The sequence below is a fragment of the Rhizobium sp. 768_B6_N1_8 genome, assembly GCF_051811225.1.
In the GTDB taxonomy this organism is placed as follows: domain Bacteria; phylum Pseudomonadota; class Alphaproteobacteria; order Rhizobiales; family Rhizobiaceae; genus Rhizobium.
The window spans coordinates 79,797-100,829 of record NZ_JBPWPV010000002.1 but is presented as its reverse complement, the minus strand read 5'-3'; the positions used below and the strand labels follow the sequence as shown (position 1 = coordinate 100,829).

General features: G+C 60.7%; 17 protein-coding genes and 1 pseudogene. 12 read left to right on the top strand and 6 right to left on the bottom strand.

Annotated elements, in window-relative coordinates; translation table 11 throughout:
• Positions 1–46: 46 nt before the first annotated feature.
• Together tkt and AB8B33_RS24755 are read right to left on the bottom strand one after the other, a co-directional pair.
• Positions 47–2,077 (bottom strand): transketolase, encoded by a 2,031-nt coding sequence (gene tkt / locus AB8B33_RS24760; protein ID WP_439017379.1) that lies wholly within the window; start codon positions 2,075–2,077, stop codon positions 47–49.
• Positions 2,078–2,224: 147 nt separating this feature from the next.
• On the bottom strand, positions 2,225–5,251 hold the full coding sequence (locus AB8B33_RS24755; RefSeq protein WP_439017378.1) for an alpha-mannosidase: 3,027 nt from the start codon (positions 5,249–5,251) through the stop codon (positions 2,225–2,227).
• A gap of 211 nt (positions 5,252–5,462) precedes the next feature.
• Here AB8B33_RS24755 and AB8B33_RS24750 point away from each other — a divergent pair, with 211 nt between their 5' ends.
• A complete protein-coding gene (locus AB8B33_RS24750; protein WP_439017377.1) occupies positions 5,463–6,599 on the top strand; it encodes an ROK family transcriptional regulator in 1,137 nt (378 codons plus the stop codon).
• 15 nt (positions 6,600–6,614) lie between these two features.
• Here the strand turns inward: AB8B33_RS24750 and AB8B33_RS24745 are convergent, their stop codons facing one another.
• Positions 6,615–7,661, bottom strand: a complete 1,047-nt coding sequence (locus tag AB8B33_RS24745) for a Gfo/Idh/MocA family protein (protein ID WP_439017376.1) — start codon at positions 7,659–7,661, stop codon at positions 6,615–6,617.
• Positions 7,662–7,936: 275 nt separating this feature from the next.
• Here AB8B33_RS24745 and AB8B33_RS24740 point away from each other — a divergent pair, with 275 nt between their 5' ends.
• From AB8B33_RS24740 to AB8B33_RS24715, 6 genes are all read left to right on the top strand, one after another.
• Complete coding sequence (locus tag AB8B33_RS24740; RefSeq protein ID WP_113321267.1) at positions 7,937–9,235, top strand: extracellular solute-binding protein; 1,299 nt, start codon at positions 7,937–7,939, stop codon at positions 9,233–9,235.
• A gap of 68 nt (positions 9,236–9,303) precedes the next feature.
• Positions 9,304–10,233, top strand: a complete 930-nt coding sequence (locus AB8B33_RS24735; protein WP_113321266.1) for a carbohydrate ABC transporter permease — start codon at positions 9,304–9,306, stop codon at positions 10,231–10,233.
• Positions 10,230–11,072 (top strand): carbohydrate ABC transporter permease, encoded by an 843-nt coding sequence (locus tag AB8B33_RS24730; RefSeq protein WP_113321265.1) that lies wholly within the window; start codon positions 10,230–10,232, stop codon positions 11,070–11,072. Before AB8B33_RS24735 ends, AB8B33_RS24730 begins: the two co-directional genes overlap by 4 nt.
• A 41-nt stretch (positions 11,073–11,113) precedes the next feature.
• Complete coding sequence (locus tag AB8B33_RS24725; RefSeq protein ID WP_113321264.1) at positions 11,114–12,352, top strand: ROK family transcriptional regulator; 1,239 nt, start codon at positions 11,114–11,116, stop codon at positions 12,350–12,352.
• Between the two features lie 31 nt (positions 12,353–12,383).
• On the top strand, positions 12,384–13,238 hold the full coding sequence (locus tag AB8B33_RS24720) for a sugar phosphate isomerase/epimerase family protein (protein ID WP_439017374.1): 855 nt from the start codon (positions 12,384–12,386) through the stop codon (positions 13,236–13,238).
• A gap of 21 nt (positions 13,239–13,259) precedes the next feature.
• Positions 13,260–14,321: an ABC transporter ATP-binding protein gene (locus AB8B33_RS24715; protein WP_439017373.1), complete on the top strand. Its 1,062-nt coding sequence runs from the start codon at positions 13,260–13,262 to the stop codon at positions 14,319–14,321.
• A gap of 54 nt (positions 14,322–14,375) precedes the next feature.
• Here AB8B33_RS24715 and AB8B33_RS24710 read toward each other — a convergent pair whose 3' ends face one another.
• The gene (locus tag AB8B33_RS24710) at positions 14,376–15,299 is read right to left on the bottom strand and encodes a LysR family transcriptional regulator (protein WP_439018842.1); all 924 of its coding nucleotides are present in this window, start codon (positions 15,297–15,299) and stop codon (positions 14,376–14,378) included.
• A 151-nt stretch (positions 15,300–15,450) separates the two neighbouring features.
• Between AB8B33_RS24710 and lysA the strand changes: the two genes are divergently transcribed.
• Positions 15,451–16,722 (top strand): diaminopimelate decarboxylase, encoded by a 1,272-nt coding sequence (lysA, locus tag AB8B33_RS24705; protein ID WP_439017372.1) that lies wholly within the window; start codon positions 15,451–15,453, stop codon positions 16,720–16,722.
• Between the two features lie 442 nt (positions 16,723–17,164).
• Here lysA and AB8B33_RS24700 read toward each other — a convergent pair whose 3' ends face one another.
• The gene (locus AB8B33_RS24700) at positions 17,165–17,425 is read right to left on the bottom strand and encodes a hypothetical protein (protein ID WP_439017371.1); all 261 of its coding nucleotides are present in this window, start codon (positions 17,423–17,425) and stop codon (positions 17,165–17,167) included.
• A gap of 62 nt (positions 17,426–17,487) precedes the next feature.
• Here AB8B33_RS24700 and AB8B33_RS24695 point away from each other — a divergent pair, with 62 nt between their 5' ends.
• The 3 genes from AB8B33_RS24695 to AB8B33_RS24685 all read left to right on the top strand — a co-directional run bounded on the left by AB8B33_RS24695 (position 17,488) and on the right by AB8B33_RS24685 (position 19,428).
• Entirely contained in the window at positions 17,488–17,919 is a 432-nt protein-coding gene (locus AB8B33_RS24695) for a universal stress protein (protein WP_439017370.1), read from the top strand.
• A gap of 259 nt (positions 17,920–18,178) precedes the next feature.
• Positions 18,179–19,105: a DnaJ C-terminal domain-containing protein gene (locus AB8B33_RS24690; protein ID WP_439017369.1), complete on the top strand. Its 927-nt coding sequence runs from the start codon at positions 18,179–18,181 to the stop codon at positions 19,103–19,105.
• Between the two features lie 2 nt (positions 19,106–19,107).
• Positions 19,108–19,428, top strand: coding sequence for a chaperone modulator CbpM (locus tag AB8B33_RS24685; protein ID WP_439017368.1), 321 nt, complete (start codon positions 19,108–19,110; stop codon positions 19,426–19,428).
• A 47-nt stretch (positions 19,429–19,475) separates the two neighbouring features.
• Here AB8B33_RS24685 and AB8B33_RS24680 read toward each other — a convergent pair.
• Positions 19,476–19,765: pseudogene (locus AB8B33_RS24680) on the bottom strand (hypothetical protein); the annotation flags it as partial.
• Between the two features lie 157 nt (positions 19,766–19,922).
• Here AB8B33_RS24680 and AB8B33_RS24675 point away from each other — a divergent pair.
• The gene (locus AB8B33_RS24675) at positions 19,923–20,906 is read left to right on the top strand and encodes a zinc-dependent alcohol dehydrogenase family protein (RefSeq protein WP_439017367.1); all 984 of its coding nucleotides are present in this window, start codon (positions 19,923–19,925) and stop codon (positions 20,904–20,906) included.
• The last annotated feature ends 127 nt before the right edge of the window (positions 20,907–21,033 follow it).

Sequence of the window (21,033 nt, the reverse complement as noted above, 5' to 3'; positions counted from 1 at the left end):
CCCATGAGCAGTTAGAGACCGCAAGCCGTCCGCGATTGCCGATCACTCATCGACGACGGAAACCCAGTGCCCCTTGCGCGGCTTTCACAACGGCGTCCGTGGTGATGTCGAACTTCTTGTAGACGTCGTCGATCTTGCCCGACGCGCCGAAGCTGTGCATGCCGACGAACCGGCCGTCGAGCCCGAGATATCGGTCCCAGCTATCCTGGACGGCAGCTTCCACCGCGACACGCGCAGTTCCGTCTCCGAGAACCTCACGCTTATAGTCCGGTGCCTGTGCCTCAAACAGCAGGCGGCACGGCATGGAGACGACCGCGGTTGGAATGCCTTCCGCCTGGAGCTTCGCCCTTGCCTCAACGGCGAGGTGCAATTCCGATCCGGTCGACATGATCGTCAGCTCGCGAGCGCCACCCTCAGCCTCAAGCAGAACGTATCCGCCCCTTGCCGACAGGTTGAGAGAGCCAGGCTCCTTTCTCAGAAGCGGCATGGGCTGGCGGGACAGTGCGATCAAGGCTGCTTGCCGCGGAGCATCAAGGATTGCCTGCCAGCATTCGGCCGTCTCGATCGGGTCGCCCGGACGGAACACGGCAAGACCTGGAATGGCGCGCAGGGCCGTCAGATGTTCGACAGGCTGGTGGGTTGGACCATCCTCGCCGAGACCGATCGAATCATGGGTCATCACGAAGATCGAACGCACCGCCATCATCGCCGCCAGCCGGATTGACGGCCGGGCGTAATCGGAAAAGGTCAGGAAGGTGCCGCCATAAGGGATCAACCCGCCATGAAGGGCAATGCCGTTGATGGCAGCCGCCATCCCATGTTCGCGCACGCCGTAATGGACATAGGATCCATTATACTGACCGGGCGCAATCTCGATCATGGATTTGGCCTTCGTGTTGTTCGACGGTGTCAGGTCCGCCGATCCGCCGATGAGCTCGGGGATGGTCTCAGCAAGGTGGTTGAGAACAATCCCGCTCGCCTGCCTTGTTGCCAGGTCCTTTTCAGCGGACAGAAGCTCATGCTTTGCCGCCTCTATTGCTCCGGTCCAGTCCGAGGGCAGCTCACCTTTCATGCGGCGTTCAAATTCCCCCCGGATATCCGCCTTCGCCGTCTGGACCCGAACCGCCCAGGCCATCCGGGTGTTGCGTCCCTTGGCGCCGATCTTTCTCCAGTCATCCAAAAGGTCGGACGGGATCTCGAAGGGTGGTGCGTTCCAGTCGAGAAGTTTGCGGGCGCCAGCGATCTCCTCTTCACCTGGAGCATCACTGTGGGCTTTCTGCGTGCCGGCGCGGGTCGGAAAGCCGAAGCCGATGATGGTTTTGCAGGCAATCAGCGACGGGCGATCGGTGATCCGTTGGGCTTCGACGATCGCGTTTCGGATGGCGTCAGTATCGTGTCCATCGATCTCCTGCACATGCCAGTTCGATGCGCGGAACCGCGCCGGCTGATCGTCGGATTCCGCCAGACTTGTGGCTCCGTCGATCGATATCGAATTGTTGTCCCAGAACGCGATCAGCTTGCCGAGCTTCAAGTGGCCCGCAAGCGATATGGCCTCCTGGCTGATGCCTTCCATCAGGCATCCGTCGCCGAGGAAGACATAGGTGTAGTGGTTTGAAAGATCGTCACCAAACCTGGCGTTCATGATGCGCTCGGCAAGTGCGAAACCAACCGAATTGGCAATGCCTTGTCCGAGCGGACCCGTGGTCGTCTCGATGCCCGTGGCATGGCGATATTCGGGATGACCGGCCGTCTTACTGTCGACCTGACGAAAGTTTTCGATCTGGTCGATCGTCATATCCCGGTAGCCGGTCAGATAGAGCAGGCTGTAGAGCAGCATCGAGCCGTGCCCGTTGGAGATCAGGAAACGGTCCCGATCGAACCAGTAGGGGTCTTCGGCATCGAATTTCAGGAAGTCGGAAAAGAGCACGACAGCAATGTCGGCCATGCCCATCGGCATGCCAGGGTGTCCGCTCTTGGCCTTCTCGACGGCGTCCATCGAGAGGAAGCGAATGCAATTGGCCATGTCGCGCAGGTGCTGATCGCGGGGCGCAGGTACGGACTTCACGGATTCCGTCATGATCGTTTCCTCGAGAGCTGGTGAAAGACCAGCCGGAAGATAGGGCCCGGCGCGAGCCGGGCCACTGCGACATGTTGAAACTTTTCCCGGGAGCGATCGACAATGGATTCGGAACGCGTAGCGACACCTTTCCAGATACTGACGCGATTAGCTTCGCTGCAGCCTCCAGGTCCGAATTTCAAACGGCATGATGTCGGCAGGCCCTGCACGCTCGATCGGCTCTTCGAGGATGTTCAGAGGTCCCGAAGCCTGCCAGCCCGAGGGCAAGGCGAGCGAAAGACGGCCGCGCCGGCCCGCCGGTTCGTAAAGCCGCAGGATAAGGCCTTCTCCCTCCTCCGCCGGCTTCAGTCCCGAAAAGGCGACTGGTATGCCTTCGACGCCGAGAGGCGACAGCGTGCCTGCCGAGAGGCCACTGGCCTCGGTGGTGACGAGCGGCTGATTGAGATCGATCGCTTCCTGGAGGACATCGCCTTCATGCCAGGCGCCCTCATGCGGCATCAGCGCGTAGGTGAAGTTCTGCTCGCCTTCATCGGCGAGTGGATCGGGATAGATCGGCGAGCGCACGAGGCTCATCCCGATGACATTGCCGCGCGCACTGTGCCCGTATTTGGCATTGTTAAGCAGAGCGACGCCGAAACCCGGTTCGCTGAGATCGACAAAACGATGTGCGGCAGCTTCAAACATTGCCTGCTCCCAGGACGTGTTCGTATGCGTTTGCCGCTCGACGATACCGAAGGCGCATTCGAAGGTGGCTGTGCGTGAACGCACGGCGACCGGGTTCAGCGTTCTGAGCAGAGTACGCCGGTCATGCCAGTCGATGGTCGTCTCGATATCGAGCCTGCGGGCATTGGCCGTCAGCACGTAAAGCTGGGTGACCGTCGAGTTTCGGTATCGGTAAACGACGCGGATCGCGGCACGATGTGGCCCCTGTTCGGCAAGTGTGATGCTCTCGGGCCTGTCGAGGCGGACAGCCTTTTCGGCATAGTCGGCATCGACGTCCCAGGCGTCCCAATTGCGAGGTTTGTCGGCCGGATAGACCCAGAGCTGATTTGCAGCTCCTTCGATCGCCTCCCTGGCCGTTGCCTTGTGAACGAGGCTTGAAACGGCGCCATCCTTGCCGATGACAACAGACAGATGCTCGTTTTCGAGGCTGCGCGTATCGGCTTTCAGCACGCCGGCGGGCTTGAGGGTCTTGCGATCAAAGACCGCAACGGAAAGAGGCGCGACGATTTCGGCAGATGACAGGACCGTCCCATCGGGAAGCCTGGCGGTCAGCGGCCGCGGCGCAAGCGACGGGTTGACGGCAATCAACGCATCCGTCACCCCACCTGCCGGAAGATGAGCTGATAGCGTCTTCAGAGACTTGGCCTTCTCCGCCTCGGCATTGTCGATGACGCCGTCGAGCTCCCGCTCGGCGTCGATATAGACTTCGCGGATGCTTGAGCCCGGCAGGATGTCGTGGAATTCGTTCTTCAGGACGACGCGCCAATCCGCTTCCAGGCTTTGTGGTTTGCCGGCACCCAAGAGATGCGCGAGCGAAGCGATCGTCTCGGCCGTAATCAGCGACCGCTCGGCCTGCCGGTGCTTGCGCTTGACGCCGCTTTGCGACGTCAGCGTCGCGCGGTGCAGTTCGAGGTAGATTTCCCCGTCCCAGACGGGAAGCTCTTTTTGCGCCGCAGTGCGGTGGGCCTCTTCGTAAAAGCCCTTCACCGTGCCCCAACGTGCCCTGGGGATTGCCGGGAAGTCGCGCAGTTGCACTTCGCGTTCGACCATTTCGGGTGTCACGCCACCACCGCCATCACCGTAGCCGACAGCGAGCAGCGATGTGTCATGCTGCGTCTTGCCGCGGAAATTCTTCCAGGTCGGCACGAAGCAATCCGGCTGCACGAAACCGTTGTAGCCATGCATCGGGTTGTCGAAAGTATGGGTCAGAACCTTGCTTCCATCGAGCCCCTTCCACCAGAACAAGTCGGATGGGATATGATTGGTCTCGCTCCAGTTCACCTTGATCGTGAAGAAACTGTCGATCCCCCCAAGCTGGAGGACCTGCGGCAAGGCCCCGGAAAAGCCGAAGCAGTCCGGCAGCCAGCAGACCGTGTGGCGCAGGCCGAAGTGTTTCTCGAAATAGCGCTGTCCGTACAGTACCTGCCGCGCAAGGCTCTCACCCGTTGGCATGTTGGTGTCGGGTTCGACCCACATGCCGCCGACAGTTTCCCACTTGCCCTCGGCGACCTTCTTCTTGATCCGTTCGAGAAGGTCGGGATCATCCTCTTCCATCTGCGCATAATAATGGGCGGTCGATTGATTGAACCGGAAGTCGTCCGACCGTTCCATCAGCGAGAGCGCGGTGTTGAAGGTGCGACGCATCTTCCGACGCGTCTCGTCGTAGGGCCAAAGCCATGCGAGGTCGATATGGGCATGGCCGGTCAGCAGCAGTTCACCGTTCGGCGGAAAACGCTTCTGAAGCTCTTTCAATCGCGCGATCAGCTGATCATAGGCGGCACCGGCCGAAGCGCTCTGCGCTTCATTAAGGCCGGCCGGGTTTGCCTCAAGCTCCGGCAGTTCCCAGATCTTCTGCTGCATCACCGCACCGGCTGTGCGTGAAATATAGGCTGACGTGTCCGAAGGCCAGTCGAGGCTGCGCAGCGACTGTTCGGCCGCCTCGATCAGGTGCGGCACGACCTCATGGCTTTCGAGCACGTCGGCAGCCTCGCCGATCTGCCGCAACAGGAGGTGCAACCTGTGGACCGGTTCGTCCAGCCAGATCAGCCGCGCCTTGTTGAGCTTCGGTGCCCGGTTCGGCTCACCGAAGGGAAAGCGGGCAACGCTGTCAGTGGTAATCGAGAATTCCCTGGCTTTGATCGGAAACTCCTGATGATAGGGGTCGAGCCCGAATGTCTCTGCCTGGCCGCCGGAATAGTGCAGCGTGATCAGGCTCTCGCCGCCGAGATCGAGCTGCAGGCGAACCTTTTCGATTGGCCAGTCGCGCGGCACTGTGGCCGATGCCGCGAAATGCACCGTCCCCTTGCGGTGCGGCCAGTCCTGATCATGGGCGATCGGCTCGCCGTCGAAGGTCCAGCCGTCGATCACGATGCTTTGCCTGTCGCGCCAGTGAGCGAGCTCGGCTGTGCGAACCTTCAGGCGATCGAGGCGTTGGGCAATGGTGAGAGACATGGCGGGTCCTATGGAAAATAAGCAAGTGACGGGTGGGGAGAAAACCTGGTCGCGCAAATAGGCCGCAGCCACCGCGTCCCGTCTCCTCCAACCGAGGCGCGTGGCATCCCTTAGATTAAGTAACTTTGTTTTGCAGTCAAGCGCACAAGAAATAGGTTGCGAGAGTTTTACCTGTGATACACAAGCATCGAGGTGCTTAGGGAAGACGGTTATGCGGTATCTTCGATCCGGGCCGCGGCGACGTCAGACAGAGGAAACGGCCGTAACGCGGGGTAAAACAATCGGTCTGCGATCGGGAGAAATCGCCGACAGAAATATCCGCGTCATTCTGGAGGCTATCCGCCGGCACGGTCCATTGACCCGCATGGAACTCGGCCAGCATTCCGGGCTTACCGGGCCGGGCATCACCAATATTCTACGCCGCCTCAGCGAGGGAGGGTTGGTGACGTCGCACCGCCGCAACGGCGCCGGCAACAGCGCGACCGCCACCGAATTTGCCTTGCGCCCTGATGGGGCATTCTCGATCGGCATCAGGCTTCGCCAGAGCCGAGGCGAAGCCGTCCTTATCGACCTCAGCGGCCAGGTCCACGATCGGGACTACTTTCCACTCGACGCGGCAGCGCGCGTCCCGTCAATTCTTTCAGCCACCCAGAAGATGATCGGCCGGCATGCCGGCATGCCGATCATCGGCCTGGGGATCGGGTCAAACGACTGGACCGCGCAGGAAAGCGATGAGCTCGACGCAGCCTCCACGCTTCCCGTCAGTCACGTGGAGAACGAGTGCACCGCAAGCCTGCTTGCCGAACGTACCATCGGCGCGCCTGCCCCCGAAGGCGGACTGGCGATGATCATCATCGACGAAGATGTCCAGGCCGGCTTCCTCGTTCGCGGCATTCCTTATTCGGGCGTCCACGGACGCGCAGGCAGCATCGGTGAGATGCTCACCGGCCCAGACAATGTCCGGCTGAACACGGTGGTCGGTTTCGGCGCGCTGCGCGCACTGGTCAGCGACGACGAGTTCAAGCGCCTCATTTCGGGCGAAGAGCCGTCCTCCCCTCAGTTGACACAGTGGATCCGCGATGCGGCAAGCCACCTGCTCGACCCGATCATCGCCATGGCCGGCTTTATCGCGCCTGGTGTCATCATGATCGGCGGCGACCTGCCGCGAAGCGTCATCGAAGCACTGATCCACCAGCTCTCCGTCGAGCGCCGCGACACATCCAAGCGACCCTTCCTGACACCGTGGATTTCGCCGATGAAGCCGGCAAGCTTCAGCGGCGGCGGCGTGGCGCTGGGGGCGGCACTGCTGCCCTTCCTCAACACCCTGCTGCCACCGGTTTCCGCCTGACGTCCTAGTATCGAATCAGGCAAGCGCCTCGTCCGTGTGGCTGACATCCGAGGCAAGCGCCTTGTCGAGCACTTTCTGGATATTCGCCGCCCTGCGGAACGAGGGTTCCTGCGTTCTGCCTGCCCTGACGGCCTGCACGAAGCGCTGATAATTCGTTTCCACCGGATCGAAGGGGATGTCGCGCCATGTTGCGGTGTGAACATCTTCGCCGAGGCAGGCGCGAAGCGTCGACTTTCCGGTGTCGTAGATCATCTCGATCGAACCGGTCTCGCCATAGACCCTGAGACGCAGCTGATCCATCTGGCCGGCCGCGGTTCGCGTTGCCTGGATTGTGCCGATCGCACCCGTCGTGAAGTCGACATTCATTGTGAAGCTGTCATTCGCATCGAGATCATATTCGCCGATCTTGTCGCCCGGCGCCTTGTTGAAAGTCTTCAACCGCGCGAAGACATGGGCGACATCGAGCCCCGAACCATAGGACGCAAAATCGACGATATGGATACCGATATCGCCGAGCGCGCCGTTCGACCCATGTTTCTTGCTGAGGCGCCAGAGCCATTTGCTCTCGCTCTTCCAGTCGCCCCAATGACGCCCCACAAGCCAGCTCTGCAGATGCGATGCCTCGACATGCCTGATCTCGCCGATTTCACCGGCAAGCACCATCTGCCGGCCCTTCTGCAGGGCGGGCGAATTGCGATAGGTGAAGTTGACCATGCCGACCTTGCCGGCTTTCTCGATGGCATCCGTCATTTCCATCGCCTTGATAGCATCGGTCGCAAGCGGCTTTTCGCAGAAGACATGTTTGCCCGCAGCAATCGCCTGAAGCGTCGTCGGATGGTGGATGCGGTCGGGCGTAACATTGGCAACGGCATCGAACTCGCCCCAGGCAAGGGCTTCCTCGAGTGTGCTGAAGTGATTGGGGATGCCATGTTCAGAACAAAAGGCCGCCAGTCGCTCGGGTACGACATCGACCCCGCCCACGACGCTCACGCCTTCGATCGCCTTGAAATTTGCGGCATGCTGATTGGCCATTCCGCCAGTGCCGAGAATGAGTAAGCGCATCTGATCCTCCATAGATGTCAGGTTCGGCCACCTTCACGTAGCCGAGGCAAAACCTCACCGTGCCATCGCGAATACCGAAATGGCTCGATTTTTGTGATCGGGAAATGCGGCTGCGGTCCGCTAACTTGTGTTGAATGTCGCCGGCATCTCAATCCTCCCAAGCTGCGGCTTGACATCAAATCAAAGTAACTTAATCTAATTAATGCAGCATGGAAATGAGGAGAGGTCAACTGACCACCAGGCTGTATCCGTTTAAAATGGGGAGGAGACCCATCATGAAGAGAGCGTTCATCAGCGCATTAGCGCTGAGCACAATGTTATTTTCAGTGCCTACCGCATTTGCCCAGGAGCTTGCGACAAAGGACAGGATAGGCGCTGCCGATGCGCCAAAAACCCTTGTCGTCCGGCTCACGAACGACAGCCCCAACAACGCCGACCCGGCAATTGCCGAAGGCTATCAGAAACTCTTCGTCGATTTCATCAAGAAGCATCCCGACTGGAAACTGCAGATGCAGTTCATGTCGGCCGACATCGGTACCGAACAGGCCAAGATGCTGGAACAGGCTAAGGCCGGTAACGCTCCGGATTGCGCCGCGGTCGACTCCTTCGTGCTCTCGCAGTTCATGGTCAACCATGTGCTCGCCGACTTCACGCCTTACTTCTCGAAAGAAGAGGTCGCCGACCTGTTCCCCTTCATTCGCAGTGGCATTACCGACAAGGATCAGACGATCCGTGCATGGTGGTGGGATACGGACCTTCGCGTGCTCTACCGCAACAAGTCCATCGTTGCCGATGCGCCGCAGACCTGGGATGACCTGAAGAAGGCCGGGCTTTCCTCCGTCGAGCAGGGCATGGAAGGTATCCTCTTCAACGCCGGCCGTTACGAAGGGTCCACTTTCGACTGGCTGGCCAACTATTGGGCGCTCGGCGGTAAGCTCGTCGACGATTCCGGCAAGCCGATCTTCGGTGAGGGCGAAAACAAGGAGAAATTCTTAAAAGCCCTGACCTACTACAAGGACCTTGTTGATTCCGGTGCAGCACCCAAACGCGTGACCACCATCGGCAACTATGACGACCTCAACGCCGCCGCGGCAGCCGGAACCACGGCACTCTTCATCGGCGGCAACTGGCAATATGCCCAGCTGAAGGTCACGCTCGACGAGGACGAGTTCAAGAACTGGACCTTCTCGCCGATCCCCGGCCCGACCGCCGACCAGCGCTCCACAGGCACCGGCGGATGGACGATCGCCTCGTTCAGCAAAGACAAGGACAAGGTGGAGATGTGCGCCAACCTTGCCCGCGAGGTCTATATGGGACCGGCCAACGCCCTGCAGCAGCAGCTGCCGACGCGCAAGTCGCTCTTCGACAAGTACGATGTCTTCGCGACCGAAGCCAACAAGACCTTTGCGGGGGCTCTCGTTAATGGTCAGGCCCGCCCGGGCGCCCCGATCTATCCGGAAATCTCCAACCAGATCCAGATCATGATGGGTGACGTTCTCTCAGGCACCAAGAAGCCGGAAGAGGCTCTGGACGCCGCGTTCAACGCGACGATGGAGGCCTACAAGCGTCTCTAACGATTGAGATCGCGGCGGCGCCCACGACGGGCGTCGCCGGTCATGTCAAACCCGGACAGAGAAGCCCAATGAGCCCCATTGCCATCGAGGCTGCCAGCCCGCCTCACAGCAGATCGTTCATGCGCCGTTTTGCCGGGGCCCCGCTGCCCTGGATCATGCCCGTGATCATCGTCATCGGCATCTTCTATCTCTACCCTGTGATCGACGTGTTCCGTCTGTCGTTCACCAATGCGACGCTGATCGGCGACAATCCGGTCTATACGCTCGGCACGATATCGAATGCGCTGAGCTCGCCGCAGCTGCCCGACATCATGTGGGCGACCCTTATCTTCGTCGGCGGCAGCGTCATCGGACAGCAGATATTTGGTCTCGCCGTCGCCGTCGTCGTCATCAGAGGCGAGAAACGCGGCCTGTACGGCACGACCGTCCTGCGCACCACGGCGCTTATCGCCTGGGTGGTGCCCGGGATTGCCGGCGGCATCATCTGGCAGATGCTGTTTTCCGAAGCCCCCTACGGTGCGCTGAACAGCATCCTGCGGCTCATGCACCTGCCGACGGTCGCCTGGCTTTCCGACCCCGCGATTGCGCCGTGGTCGGCGCTGATCTCGAACATCTGGCGCGGCACGGCCTTCTCGATGGTGGTCATGTATGCAGCCCTCAAATCGATTGACCCCTCGCTCTATGAGGCGGCAGATGTCGACGGCGCAACGGGCCCGCAACAGTTCCTCTTCATCACCCTCCCCCAGCTGCGCGCAGCCATGCTCGTCAACATGATCCTCATCACGATCATGACGCTCAACACTTTTGACGCGATCATCACGTTGACGGGCGGCGGACCGGGGCGCGCGACCGAAGTGATCTCGCTCTATGTGTTCAACATCGTCTTCCGCAATTACGACCTTTCCGGCGGAAGTGTGCTCTCCGTGCTGATGCTGATCATCAGCCTCGGACTTGCCTTCGTTTACGCATCGTTCCTGCCGAAGGAGGAAGAGCAATGAGCAGGCGCACCGGCACGCGCTTCGGCGATTTCCTAAGCTATCTCTTCATGCTGGCGATGTTCATCTTCTTCGCCGGCCCCCTCAGCTATCTCTTATCGATGGCCTTGCGCGACAGGCGCGAAATCTATCGTGGTGTGGCGCGCTACATCCCGCACAATCCGACCATCGATAATTTCGTCACCGTCCTCAACAACAGCTACTTCCCGATCTACCTCTGGAACGGCTTGAAGCTCGCCGCCTTCAGCGGTTTCGGTGTTCTGGTCGTCGCCCTTCCCGCAGCCTACGCATTCTCCCGCTTCCAGTTCAGGGGCAAGGGCCTGTCGATGATGGGGCTTTTGTTGTTCCAGATGATCTCGCCGCTAGTCATCATGGTGCCGCTCTACCGCTACATGAACCGTCTCGGCCTGCTCGATACGCATTTTGCGGTGACAATGGTCTATATTGCCCTCGGTGTGCCGCTTGCAACATGGCTGCTGAAGAGCACGATAGACGGCATTCCGCGCAGTCTCGACGAGGCTGCGATGATCGACGGATGCAATCGGTTCTCGGTCTTCTGGCGGATCGTCCTGCCGCTATCGGCGCCGGGTATTGCTTCCGTCTTCATCATCACTGTGATTGCCGGCTGGTCGCAATTCCTCGTGCCTTTTCTTCTGCTCACGCAAAACAATCTGATGCCGATCGGCGTCGGGATCTTTAACTTCCGTGGCATGCAGACCGACTCGTCCATCCAGCTGCTTGCGGCCGCCTGCCTGATCTCCGTCGTACCGGCGATCGTGGCGTTCCTGTCGCTTCAGCGGCTGATCCTTGGCGCCATGACCAGTGGTGCGGTGAAGGGGTAGGGTCGGTTTGCGTGTCCGTGGCTGATAGAGGATCCCAACCCATGAACCAGACGACCGGCGCCAGACTGTCTCCCGACCTGACGGGGGCCAATGTCGAGGATGCGGGCGAGCACAACAGAGCCGTCGTGCTGCGCTGCATCCATCGGCAGGCGCCGATTTCGCGCGCCGAGATTGCCCGGCAGACAGGTTTCACGAAGCCGGCGATCGCCCGAATCGTCGATCGGCTGCTCGACGAAGGCCTGATCATCGAAGCTCGCCGGCGACATGGGCTGAGGGGTCAGCCGGCAATCGAGCTCGAGATCAACCCCGATGCGTTCTTTGCAATCGGCATCAACATCGATCGCGATCACCTGACGATTGTGGCTGTGGATGCCGTCGGCAACGTACGCGCCCGCGTCCACCACGAAAAGCGCTACGTGCGGCCCGCCGAATTCATGCAGCTGACGGCCGATGCGATATCGCATTTCCAGCGAAGCCGCCTGATCGACGACGCGCACCTGGCCGGCATTGGGCTTGCGATGCCCGACTGGCTCGGAGAGATCCCTTTCCTCGGCATGCCCGACGATTATTCGGAATGGATGGAATTCGACGTGCGCGCAGCAATCGAAAACCTGACCCAGCATCCGGTCTTCATCGAAAATGAGACCAATGCCGCAGCACTTGCGGAGCTTGACTACGGCCTCGGGGCGGAAAGCCGCAGTTTCTTTTATATCGCCATCAATGCCTGTCTCGGCGGAGGGCTCGTTCTCGACGGCAACGGCCACCGCGGCGCCATGGCGCTGAGCGGCGAAATCGGATGGCTGCCGATTGCCGACGACCGGGACAAGACCGCTCCGAAGGTCGACCTTCTCGGTGAGATGGTGACGATGTTTTTTCTCTACAAGTTTCTTGGCGAACATGGCGTCCATGCAAGCGTGCCTCAGGACCTTCTCACACTCGATGCACGTGGCAAGGCTCTGGTGTCGAAGTGGCTGAAGGAAATGAGCGCTCACCTTGCCGTTGCGGTCAAGCATATCGGCATGATCGTCGATCCCGATGCCATCATCATCGGCGGCCGATTGCCGATCCGCATGATCGACGAGTTGCTCCGCTACGTTCACGAACATCTGACGGCCGGAGACACCACTCTGCCTTCGCTGCATCGTGCCTCGATCGGCGAGGACGCTTCGGCGCTCGGTGCTGCGGCGATGCCGATGGCGGCGGCGCTGATGCTGGCATCCGCGGACGCCGTTCAACGCACCCGTTCGCCCCTCAAATTCATGGATCGCCTGAACAACTGAAACAGCCGGCAAGGCCGCTGGGAGGATATTGATGAGGATTGGTTTTTATACGTCGACATTCAACGACCGGCCGCTAGAAGAAGTGGTGAATTTCGCTGCTTCGGCCGGTTTCGACGCAATCGAAATCGATGTCGGCGGCCATATCAAGACGCCGGACAAGGTGCAGGCTGCGGTGGCACTTGCCCGCGACCAAAACCTCTTCGTCTCCTCGGTCACCTATTTCGGCAATCAGCTCGATGCCGACGGCGGCAAACGCGGCGAACTTCGCGCCCGCACGGAGGAATTTGCCGAGGCGATCGGCGAAGCGGGCGTGCCGATCTTCGTGATCTTTCCCGGACGTAACGACAATGCCGACGACGAAGCCAATTACGATGATTTTGCCGATTTCGCCAACCGGCTGATTGACAAGACGACGTCAAGCGGCCTGGTCTTCGCGATCGAAAACTGGCCGGGGCCCAAGGATAATTTCGTCGGAACCACGCCGAAGGGGTGGCAGGAACTCTTCAGGCGCATACCCGACCGGCGCTTCGGTCTCGAATTCGATCCTTCGCACCTCATCCGCATCGGCGTCGATCCCTATGCCGCAATGGACGCGGTCAAGGACCGCATCGCCATTCTCCACGCCAAGGACACCGCAATCGATGCGGCCACACAACAAGCGGTCGGCTATCACGGCAAGGGCTGGTGGCAATACAAGCTGCCGGGCCACGGCCTTCTCGACTGGCCGCGCTTCCTGCGTCAGGCACGGACCAACGGCTTCAACGGCACCCTTTCGATCGAGCACGAGGACGCCGCCTATGGATGGCCGGGCAAGGATCTCGAGGCGCGAAAAGAAGGTGAACGCCTTGGGCTCGCCTACCTCAGAAACGTCTTGAACAAGCTTTGAGCGCGACCGGGGAGGACGAAAATGGCTCATGTTAGAGTGAACAATGCGCGCAAGGACTATGGCGCGTTCAAAGCCATCAAAGGTGTTTCAGTCGATATCCGCGACGGCGAGTTCGTCGTCCTCGTCGGCCCTTCCGGCTGCGGCAAATCCACCCTTCTCAGAATGATCGCCGGTCTGGAAGACATCAGCTCGGGCGAGATCCAGATCGGCAAGCATATCGTCAACGAGCTGGCACCGAAGGATCGCGACATCGCCATGGTGTTCCAGAACTATGCGCTTTACCCGCATATGACGGTCGCCAAGAATATGGGCTTCTCGCTGCGGCTGAAGCGCATGCCGAAGACGGAGATCGATCAGCGTGTCGGCAATGCCGCCAAGATCCTCGGCCTGGAGGCGCTCCTGGAGCGCTATCCGAAGCAGCTGTCGGGCGGCCAGCGGCAGCGTGTTGCCATGGGCCGCGCAATCGTTCGCGATCCCGCCGTCTTCCTCTTCGACGAACCCCTGTCAAACCTCGATGCCAAGCTCCGTGTCCAGATGCGATCCGAGATCAAGGAGCTGCATCAGCGGCTGAAGACCACGACGATCTATGTCACACACGACCAGATCGAGGCGATGACGATGGCAGACAAGATCGTCGTGATGAAGGACGGCGTGATCGAGCAGTCGGGCTCGCCGCTCGAACTCTACGATCGCCCGAGCAATCTCTTCGTTGCCGGGTTCATCGGCTCCCCAGCGATGAACTTCATCAAGGGAAGCATGACGAATGAAGGCTTCCGGACCGAAGACGGGCTTATCCTGCCGAGCGAACGGCGCCCGTCCGGTGCCGTCACCTACGGCATTCGCCCCGAGCACATCACACTCGACCCCAACGGCATCGAGGTGACAACCGCCGTTGTCGAGCCGACGGGGTCCGAGACATTGGTGGTTGCCCGTCTCGGCACGCAGACGATCAGCTGCGTCTTCCGGGAGCGGATCAGGGCAGCCCCCGGCGATGTGCTGCGGATCGCTCCGCTCCATGATAGCGTCCACCTGTTTGACGAAGGCGAGCAGCGCATCACTGCCGGCGAGCCGGTGCTGAACTGATGGCGTGTGACGGGGCATCGGTAACACGCCGCTATCCCATACGCCTTCACGAAGTCATCGAGAATCAATGAGCGTGGCAAGCCGGGCTTCGATCAGCCCTGCTTGCCTCGCCAATTCGGCCCGGAAAACCTCGACCAGTTGCGATTGCGGCCGATGGATCGGGCGCACGATGTTGACGGAAAACGGGATAGAGAATGACACCCGGCGAAGATGTAGGCCGTGGCCGGCATAGTCCAGGGCCGTCAGGGGATTGACGATCGCCAGGCCGATTCCCTCCCGTACCATGGAGCAGACGGATGCCGCGCTGTGGGTCTCGATGACCATGCACCGCATGATGCCGGCGTTTCGAAAAATCTGATCGATCTGCCGCCGGTAGCTATCCATCGCCGACAGGCTGACAAAGGATTGCCCCTCGAAATCACCCGGTGAGAGAACGGTCTTTTCAAGAAGCGGGTGAGCGTCCGGCAGCACGCAAATCTCGTCGAGTGTCAGGAGTGGGGTTACCTCCGTGCCCTGGGGGGCATGATCGACCTCCGTCAGTCCCAGGTCATAGCGTTGCGCCGACAACCATTCCTCCAGCAGAGGCGACTCCTGCGGAACGATACTGATGCCCACGTTCGGGAACCGCTCGATGAAATACCGGCAGGTCTGCGGCAGGAGCGATTGAGAAAAGACTGGCAGGCATACGATGGAGAGTTGCCCTTGCTCGAATTGGCGCAGCGACGCCGCCGTGCTGATGATCCGGTCCAGCCCGAAATAGGCGCGCTGCACTTCCTCGAACAATAGCAGAGCGTGCGCAGTCGGGCGGAGGCGGCCGCGCACACGCTCAAAAAGCTTCATCTGGATGAGATGCTCGAACCTTGCCAGCTCCCGGCTGATCGTCGGCTGGGAGGTGCCGAGCATAGCGGCCGCATTCGTGACGCTGCCTGTCGTCATCACCGCCCTGAAGACCTCGATATGCCGTAGGGTAACAGCCATGCCCACCTCATATCAGAATTGAATATAGTTTGGAAAAATTGATATTTTTCATATGCCCGGTTTCGTGGTCAACCCGTATGTGAAAACCGCATTGCCCAACTTGAAACGATCTTTCGGTTCGGAGGGCTGCCATCTACGGACAATCAGCGCCATGCCCATCATCTCTGCCAATGACCTCACCCCTCTCGCCCACCAGCATGGGACGCCCTTATGGGTCTACGACGCGACGACGATCCGCGATCGGATAAGGCAGCTCGGCGCCTTCGACGTGATCCGCTATGCGCAGAAGGCGTGCTCCAACATCCACATCCTCTCCCTCATGCGTGAGGAAGGTGTGCTTGTGGACTCCGTGTCTCTCGGCGAAATCGATCGCGCGCAGCGGGCCGGATTTTCCACCAGCCCGACCCTCTCAGGTGCTGCGGGCATCGTCTACACCGCCGATATTTTCGATCGCCCGACTTTGCGCCGCGTCGTCAAGGACAAGGTCGAGGTGAATATCGGCTCCATCGACATGCTGCACCAGCTCGGGGAGCTGTCGCTCGGTCACCGCGTCTGGCTTCGCGCCAATCCGGGTTTCGGGCACGGCCATAGCAACAAGACAAATACGGGTGGCGAAAACAGCAAGCATGGTATCTGGCATGCGGAGCTTAACAAGGCTGTCGAATTGGTTCGCCGCTATCGCCTGCATCTCGTCGGGCTTCACCTGCATATCGGCTCCGGCGTCGACTACGGCCATCTCGAGCGGGTCTGTCATGCGATGACCGCTCTCCTGAGCGATCTGGATCACGATGTCGAGGCGATTTCTGCCGGGGGTGGCCTGTCAGTTCCCTATCGCGACGGGGACAGGGCGATCGATACCGCGCATTATTTCAGCTTGTGGGACAGCGTGCGCGGGCAAGCAGAAAGCAGGCTCGGCCATGCCGTGCGCCTGGAGATCGAGCCGGGGCGCTTCCTCGTGGCAGAAGCCGGTTCGCTGTTGGCCGAGGTCCGCGCAACCAAGCAGGTTGGCAGAAATCACTTCACCCTCGTTGACGCCGGTTTCAACGACTTGATGCGCCCTGCCCTCTATGGCAGCTACCACGAGATCTCGGTGCTCACGCACGATGGTCGAAGCCTCAGCCCATCTAAGCTACGCCCTACTGTCGTAGCGGGCCCGCTCTGCGAATCGGGCGACGTATTCACGCAAGGGGCCGATGGCGTAGTCGAGACGCGTGCGCTCCCTCCTGCCGAGGTCGGCGACTTGCTCGTTTTCCACGGAACGGGTGCCTATGGCGCGTCGATGTCGTCGAACTACAACAGCCGGCTTCACGCTGCCGAATATCTCATGGACGGGGAGAACTCCCGGCTTATCCGCCGGCGCCAGACTATCGATGAGCTTTGCGAGCTGGAATTGATCGCGGCTCATTCTACGGATGCGGCGTGAGCCCTGAAAAATCCAGGCAGGATTACAAAAAAGCGCAAACGCCCTTCCGCACGGGTACTCGAAGCCTATCGTCAGAGGTCGAGCAGCAAATCGCCAACGCGTTGATCGCGCCCCCGCTTGCTGACTTCGGGCGGCTTGGGGCTTGTTGCCTCTTTGCGCTTCCGGGAACCCGGCTTTCTGCCTTTCGCAGGGAGCTCCTCGCCTGATAACTCAAGGAGTTTTGCGGCAGGCCCGGCAGGTCCTGATGTCGTCGTGGCAGCCTGCCCGTCTATCTTGTCGGTTTCGTTCTTAGCGGCAGCGGTGGAAGTGTCCGAGAGCTCGATGTCGGATCGTATCTTGGCGTTCGGCTTTACAATTTTGATTGCTGGGGCAGCGTCCTGCTCTATCTTCGGCGCGAAACGTATCATGAATGCTCACCTTCCCGTTGGTTCGCTCTTTGTTCTCATCGACGAGCGCACTTGTCAAGCTCGCTCACATCCGAACGGCCAGACGCTCTCCCTTCCAGGAGCTCCTTGACGAGAGCAGTCATTGTTACGGTTCGTGCCCAGACCAGCCGCCTCTCAAGCCACCGCACCTCCTCAGGCGAAAGCCTGATGGCGATGGCGACATTCGTCTGCTGCGTGATGGTGCCGTCAGCGATCTGGCACAGCCGCCCCTGTTCCGTATCAAACCTGATGCAGGACCGTTTCTTGATGTCGGTCAATGTATGATCCATGCAGGAGGCTAAAATCGCACGATCATCTGGCGGATGAGGGTAGATCCGATATGTACCGAACGATAGTCTGCGCAATAGGCAATGGCCCTCGCGAAACAGCCGAACGCATCCTGAACAAGGCAGCCGGCCTCCTCGACGAGGATGGCTCGATCTTCGTCATCCACGCCGTCGAAACCATGCCGCACTACATGACGGCGAGCCTGCCGGAAGACTTCGAGACCGCCGCCATAAAGGATGCCGAGGAGAAGCTGACCTTGCTTTGCCGACAGATGAAGATCCCTGCCCTGGTCGAGGTCCATACCGGTAGCGCGGCAAGGGTGCTTTTGGCCGCCGCGCGGGAGAAAGAGGCGGACCTCATCATCCTTTCAACCCATGTCGCAGATATTACCGACTATATTTTCGGGGCCGTGGTCGACCGCGTGGTGCGTCACGCCAAATGCTCGGTCCTCGTCGATCGCAAGCAAAGTCCGGGCATAAGCTGAGCCGCGCGGCGGCTGCGGTGGCGCGCTGATAGCATTGTGATCTCGGCAACGGCGCGTCGTGTTTTCCGCCTTCGCCTCGACCTTCTCCCTGCACATGACGCGAAGGTACCAGCATGATGGCCAGCCTTCGCACGACGTCACGCCAATTCAGGCCGAATGACAGGACGCTGCCCTCCTCCCCTCCCCGACACCGGACCGGCAACCTATATCAAGGCGGATTCCAGTCCGCAGTATTCGCTGCCCTTACACGGAGACATGTATGAGCCAAGATCCATACGAGCTTCTGGGCGTGAAACGGGATGCCACCCAGAAGGAAATTCAGGGGGCATTCCGCAAGCTTGCCAAGAAGCTCCACCCCGACCTGAACCCCGGCGACAAGAAGGCCGAGGCGAAGTTCAAGGAGATTTCTGCTGCCTATGAAATCCTGAGCGACGAAGAGAAGCGCGGTCGCTTCGATCGTGGCGAGATCGACGTCACGGGAGCCGAACAGGCGCCTCGCAGCTACTATCGAGACTATGCCTCCTCGAGCGACCCTGGCAGCGCCTATCACAACGGCGCCGGCTTTGCCGATTTTGGCGACGCCGACGATCTGTTCGCAAGCTTCTTCTCGCGCCGCGCTGGCGGCAGCAGCAGCGGCGGCCAGTTCCGCGCAAAGGGCCAGGACCGGCGCTTCTCGATGGAGGTGGATTTCCTCGATGCCGTGAACGGCACGCAGAGCCAGGTGAGGCTGTCGGACGGGCCGGCACTCGACGTCAAGATCCCGCCCGGCACGCGCGACGGCCAGACGCTGCGCCTGCGCGGCAAGGGAGAACCGGGCTTCGGCGGCGGGCCGGCCGGCGATGCGCTGATCGACGTCCATGTGCGCCCGCACCGTTTCTTCACCCGCGACGGCGACGACATCCGCCTCGATCTGCCCGTCACGTTGGGAGAAGCGGTACTCGGCGGAAAGGTGCGCGTGCCGACGCCCTCGGGGCCGGTCAACCTGACGCTGCCGGCAAATTCCAGCAGCGGCAAGGTGCTGCGCCTCAAGGGCAAGGGTGTTGCCAAGCGCGGCGGCGACGCCGGTGACGTCTATGTGACGCTGAAGATCATGCTGCCCGAACAGCCCGACGAGCAACTGACCGCCTTCGCCAAGGACTGGGCGGCAGCCAGCACACAGGATCCGAGAAAGAACATGGAGGCCTGACCATGGACGATCGCGAATTCCGTCTCTACCTCAAAATCGACGTGACCGAGCTCGATCTGTGGGTCGAGCAAGGCTGGCTGGCCCCCGATATTTCCAAGGGCCGGCGCCGGTTCCGGGATGCTGATCTTGCCCGCGCTCGCCTGATCCTCGACCTCACACGCCAAATGGGCGTCAACGAGGCCGGCGTCGACGTCGTCATGGAGCTCGTCGACCAGCTCCACGGCATGCGCGGCGCGATGCGCAAGCTTGTCGTCGCCATCAACCGGCAGGAGGCCGAGATCCAGCAACGCCTGCTCGACGCGCTCGACGATAGCGGCCGCTGATAGCTTCGTTGCGGATTTTGACGACGATCAAGGTCAGGCTTTGCACGGTCGGCAACCACGGCGCTGTAACCAAGCACGAAACCGATATCGCGGCAATGGCAGCGGTCGCGCTGTAATTCGTCGCGCGCCGCTTGCATGGAGCTGAAAACGAGAATTGTGATGCAAAAGAACACAAAGACCGTCGTCGGCAGGATCGGTCCTTTTGCGGGCTGAGGCAAGCCGCATAGGCCGCCGGGAAACTTGAGAGGCCTAGGTTGCGAACGCCGGCGACCCTTTCGCCGAGTGGCGCCTCTCGCTCCTGCCAGCCACGCTCAATGCCGACCAGGATGCCAATCACGACACGCGGCGCGGCTCATTGCGCCAGATCAACATCTCCCGTGAAGGGAAATTTCCATAGGGGCGAAGAAGCACGGGCGCGGGTCGTCTTTGACAACCGTCAATGCCGATTTGCCGCGATTTCAGGATCATGGCATCATGAAGATGAGGAACAGTTCATGAAAGCTATGATCCTGGAGGCAATCGGGATGCCCCTGCGTCCGGTCGACCGGCCGGATCCCGTGGCCGCAAAAGGACAGTTGATGCTGAGGGTCGAGGCCTGCGCGGTGTGCAGGACCGACCTTCATGTCTGCGACGGCGATCTTCCGAACCCGAAGCTGCCGCTCGTTCCCGGCCATGAGATCGTCGGCATCGTCGAGGCTGTCGGGGAAGGAATAGCGCCGTCGCGCGTGGGGCAAAGGGTCGGCGTGCCCTGGCTCGGCCATACATGCGGCTGCTGCTCGTTTTGCAGGAGCGGCGAGGAAAATCTTTGCGATGAACCGCAATTTACCGGCTATACCCGCGACGGAGGCTTTGCCACCCATGTCGTTGCGGATGCCGATTATGCCTTTGTGCTCGACAGCCAGGCCGATCCCGTCGCCCTTGCCCCGCTCCTCTGTGCCGGCCTGATCGGCTGGCGTTCGCTGAAGAAGGCCGGCGAAGGCAAGAGGATCGGGCTCTACGGGTTCGGCGCGGCCGCGCATATCATCGCGCAGATCTGTCACTGGCAGGGTCGCGATGTCTATGCGTTCTCGCGCTCCGGCGACGAGGCGGCACAGCGCTTCGCACTCGGTCTCGGCGCCGTCTGGGCTGGAGGCTCGGACGAGCGCCCGCCCGTCGCGCTCGATGCGGCGATCATCTTTGCGCCGGTTGGCGAACTCGTGCCGGCGGCGTTGAAGGTGGTGCGAAAGGGAGGCCGGGTCGTCTGTGGTGGTATCCACATGAGTGATCTGCCCGCAATGCCCTATGCGCTGATCTGGGGCGAGCGAAGCGTGGTTTCGGTCGCCAATCTGACGCGGAAAGACGCCGAGGAATTCTTCCCCGTCGCCCGCCAGGCGGATGTGCGCACCCACACGACAACCTATCGGCTTGGAGATGCCAATGCGGCGCTTAACGATCTGCGTGCCGGCCGCCTGAGCGGAGCGGCTGTCCTGACACCTTGAAGGGCACCGCTATCGCGGAGCGGCAATCGCGGCATCATCCGAATTCGCTCGATGCTTCCTCACCTGAAACCGGCGGAGAACTGCACCGAAGAGATGTCGGGTCGCGCCTTTGACGAGTTTGGCCGTT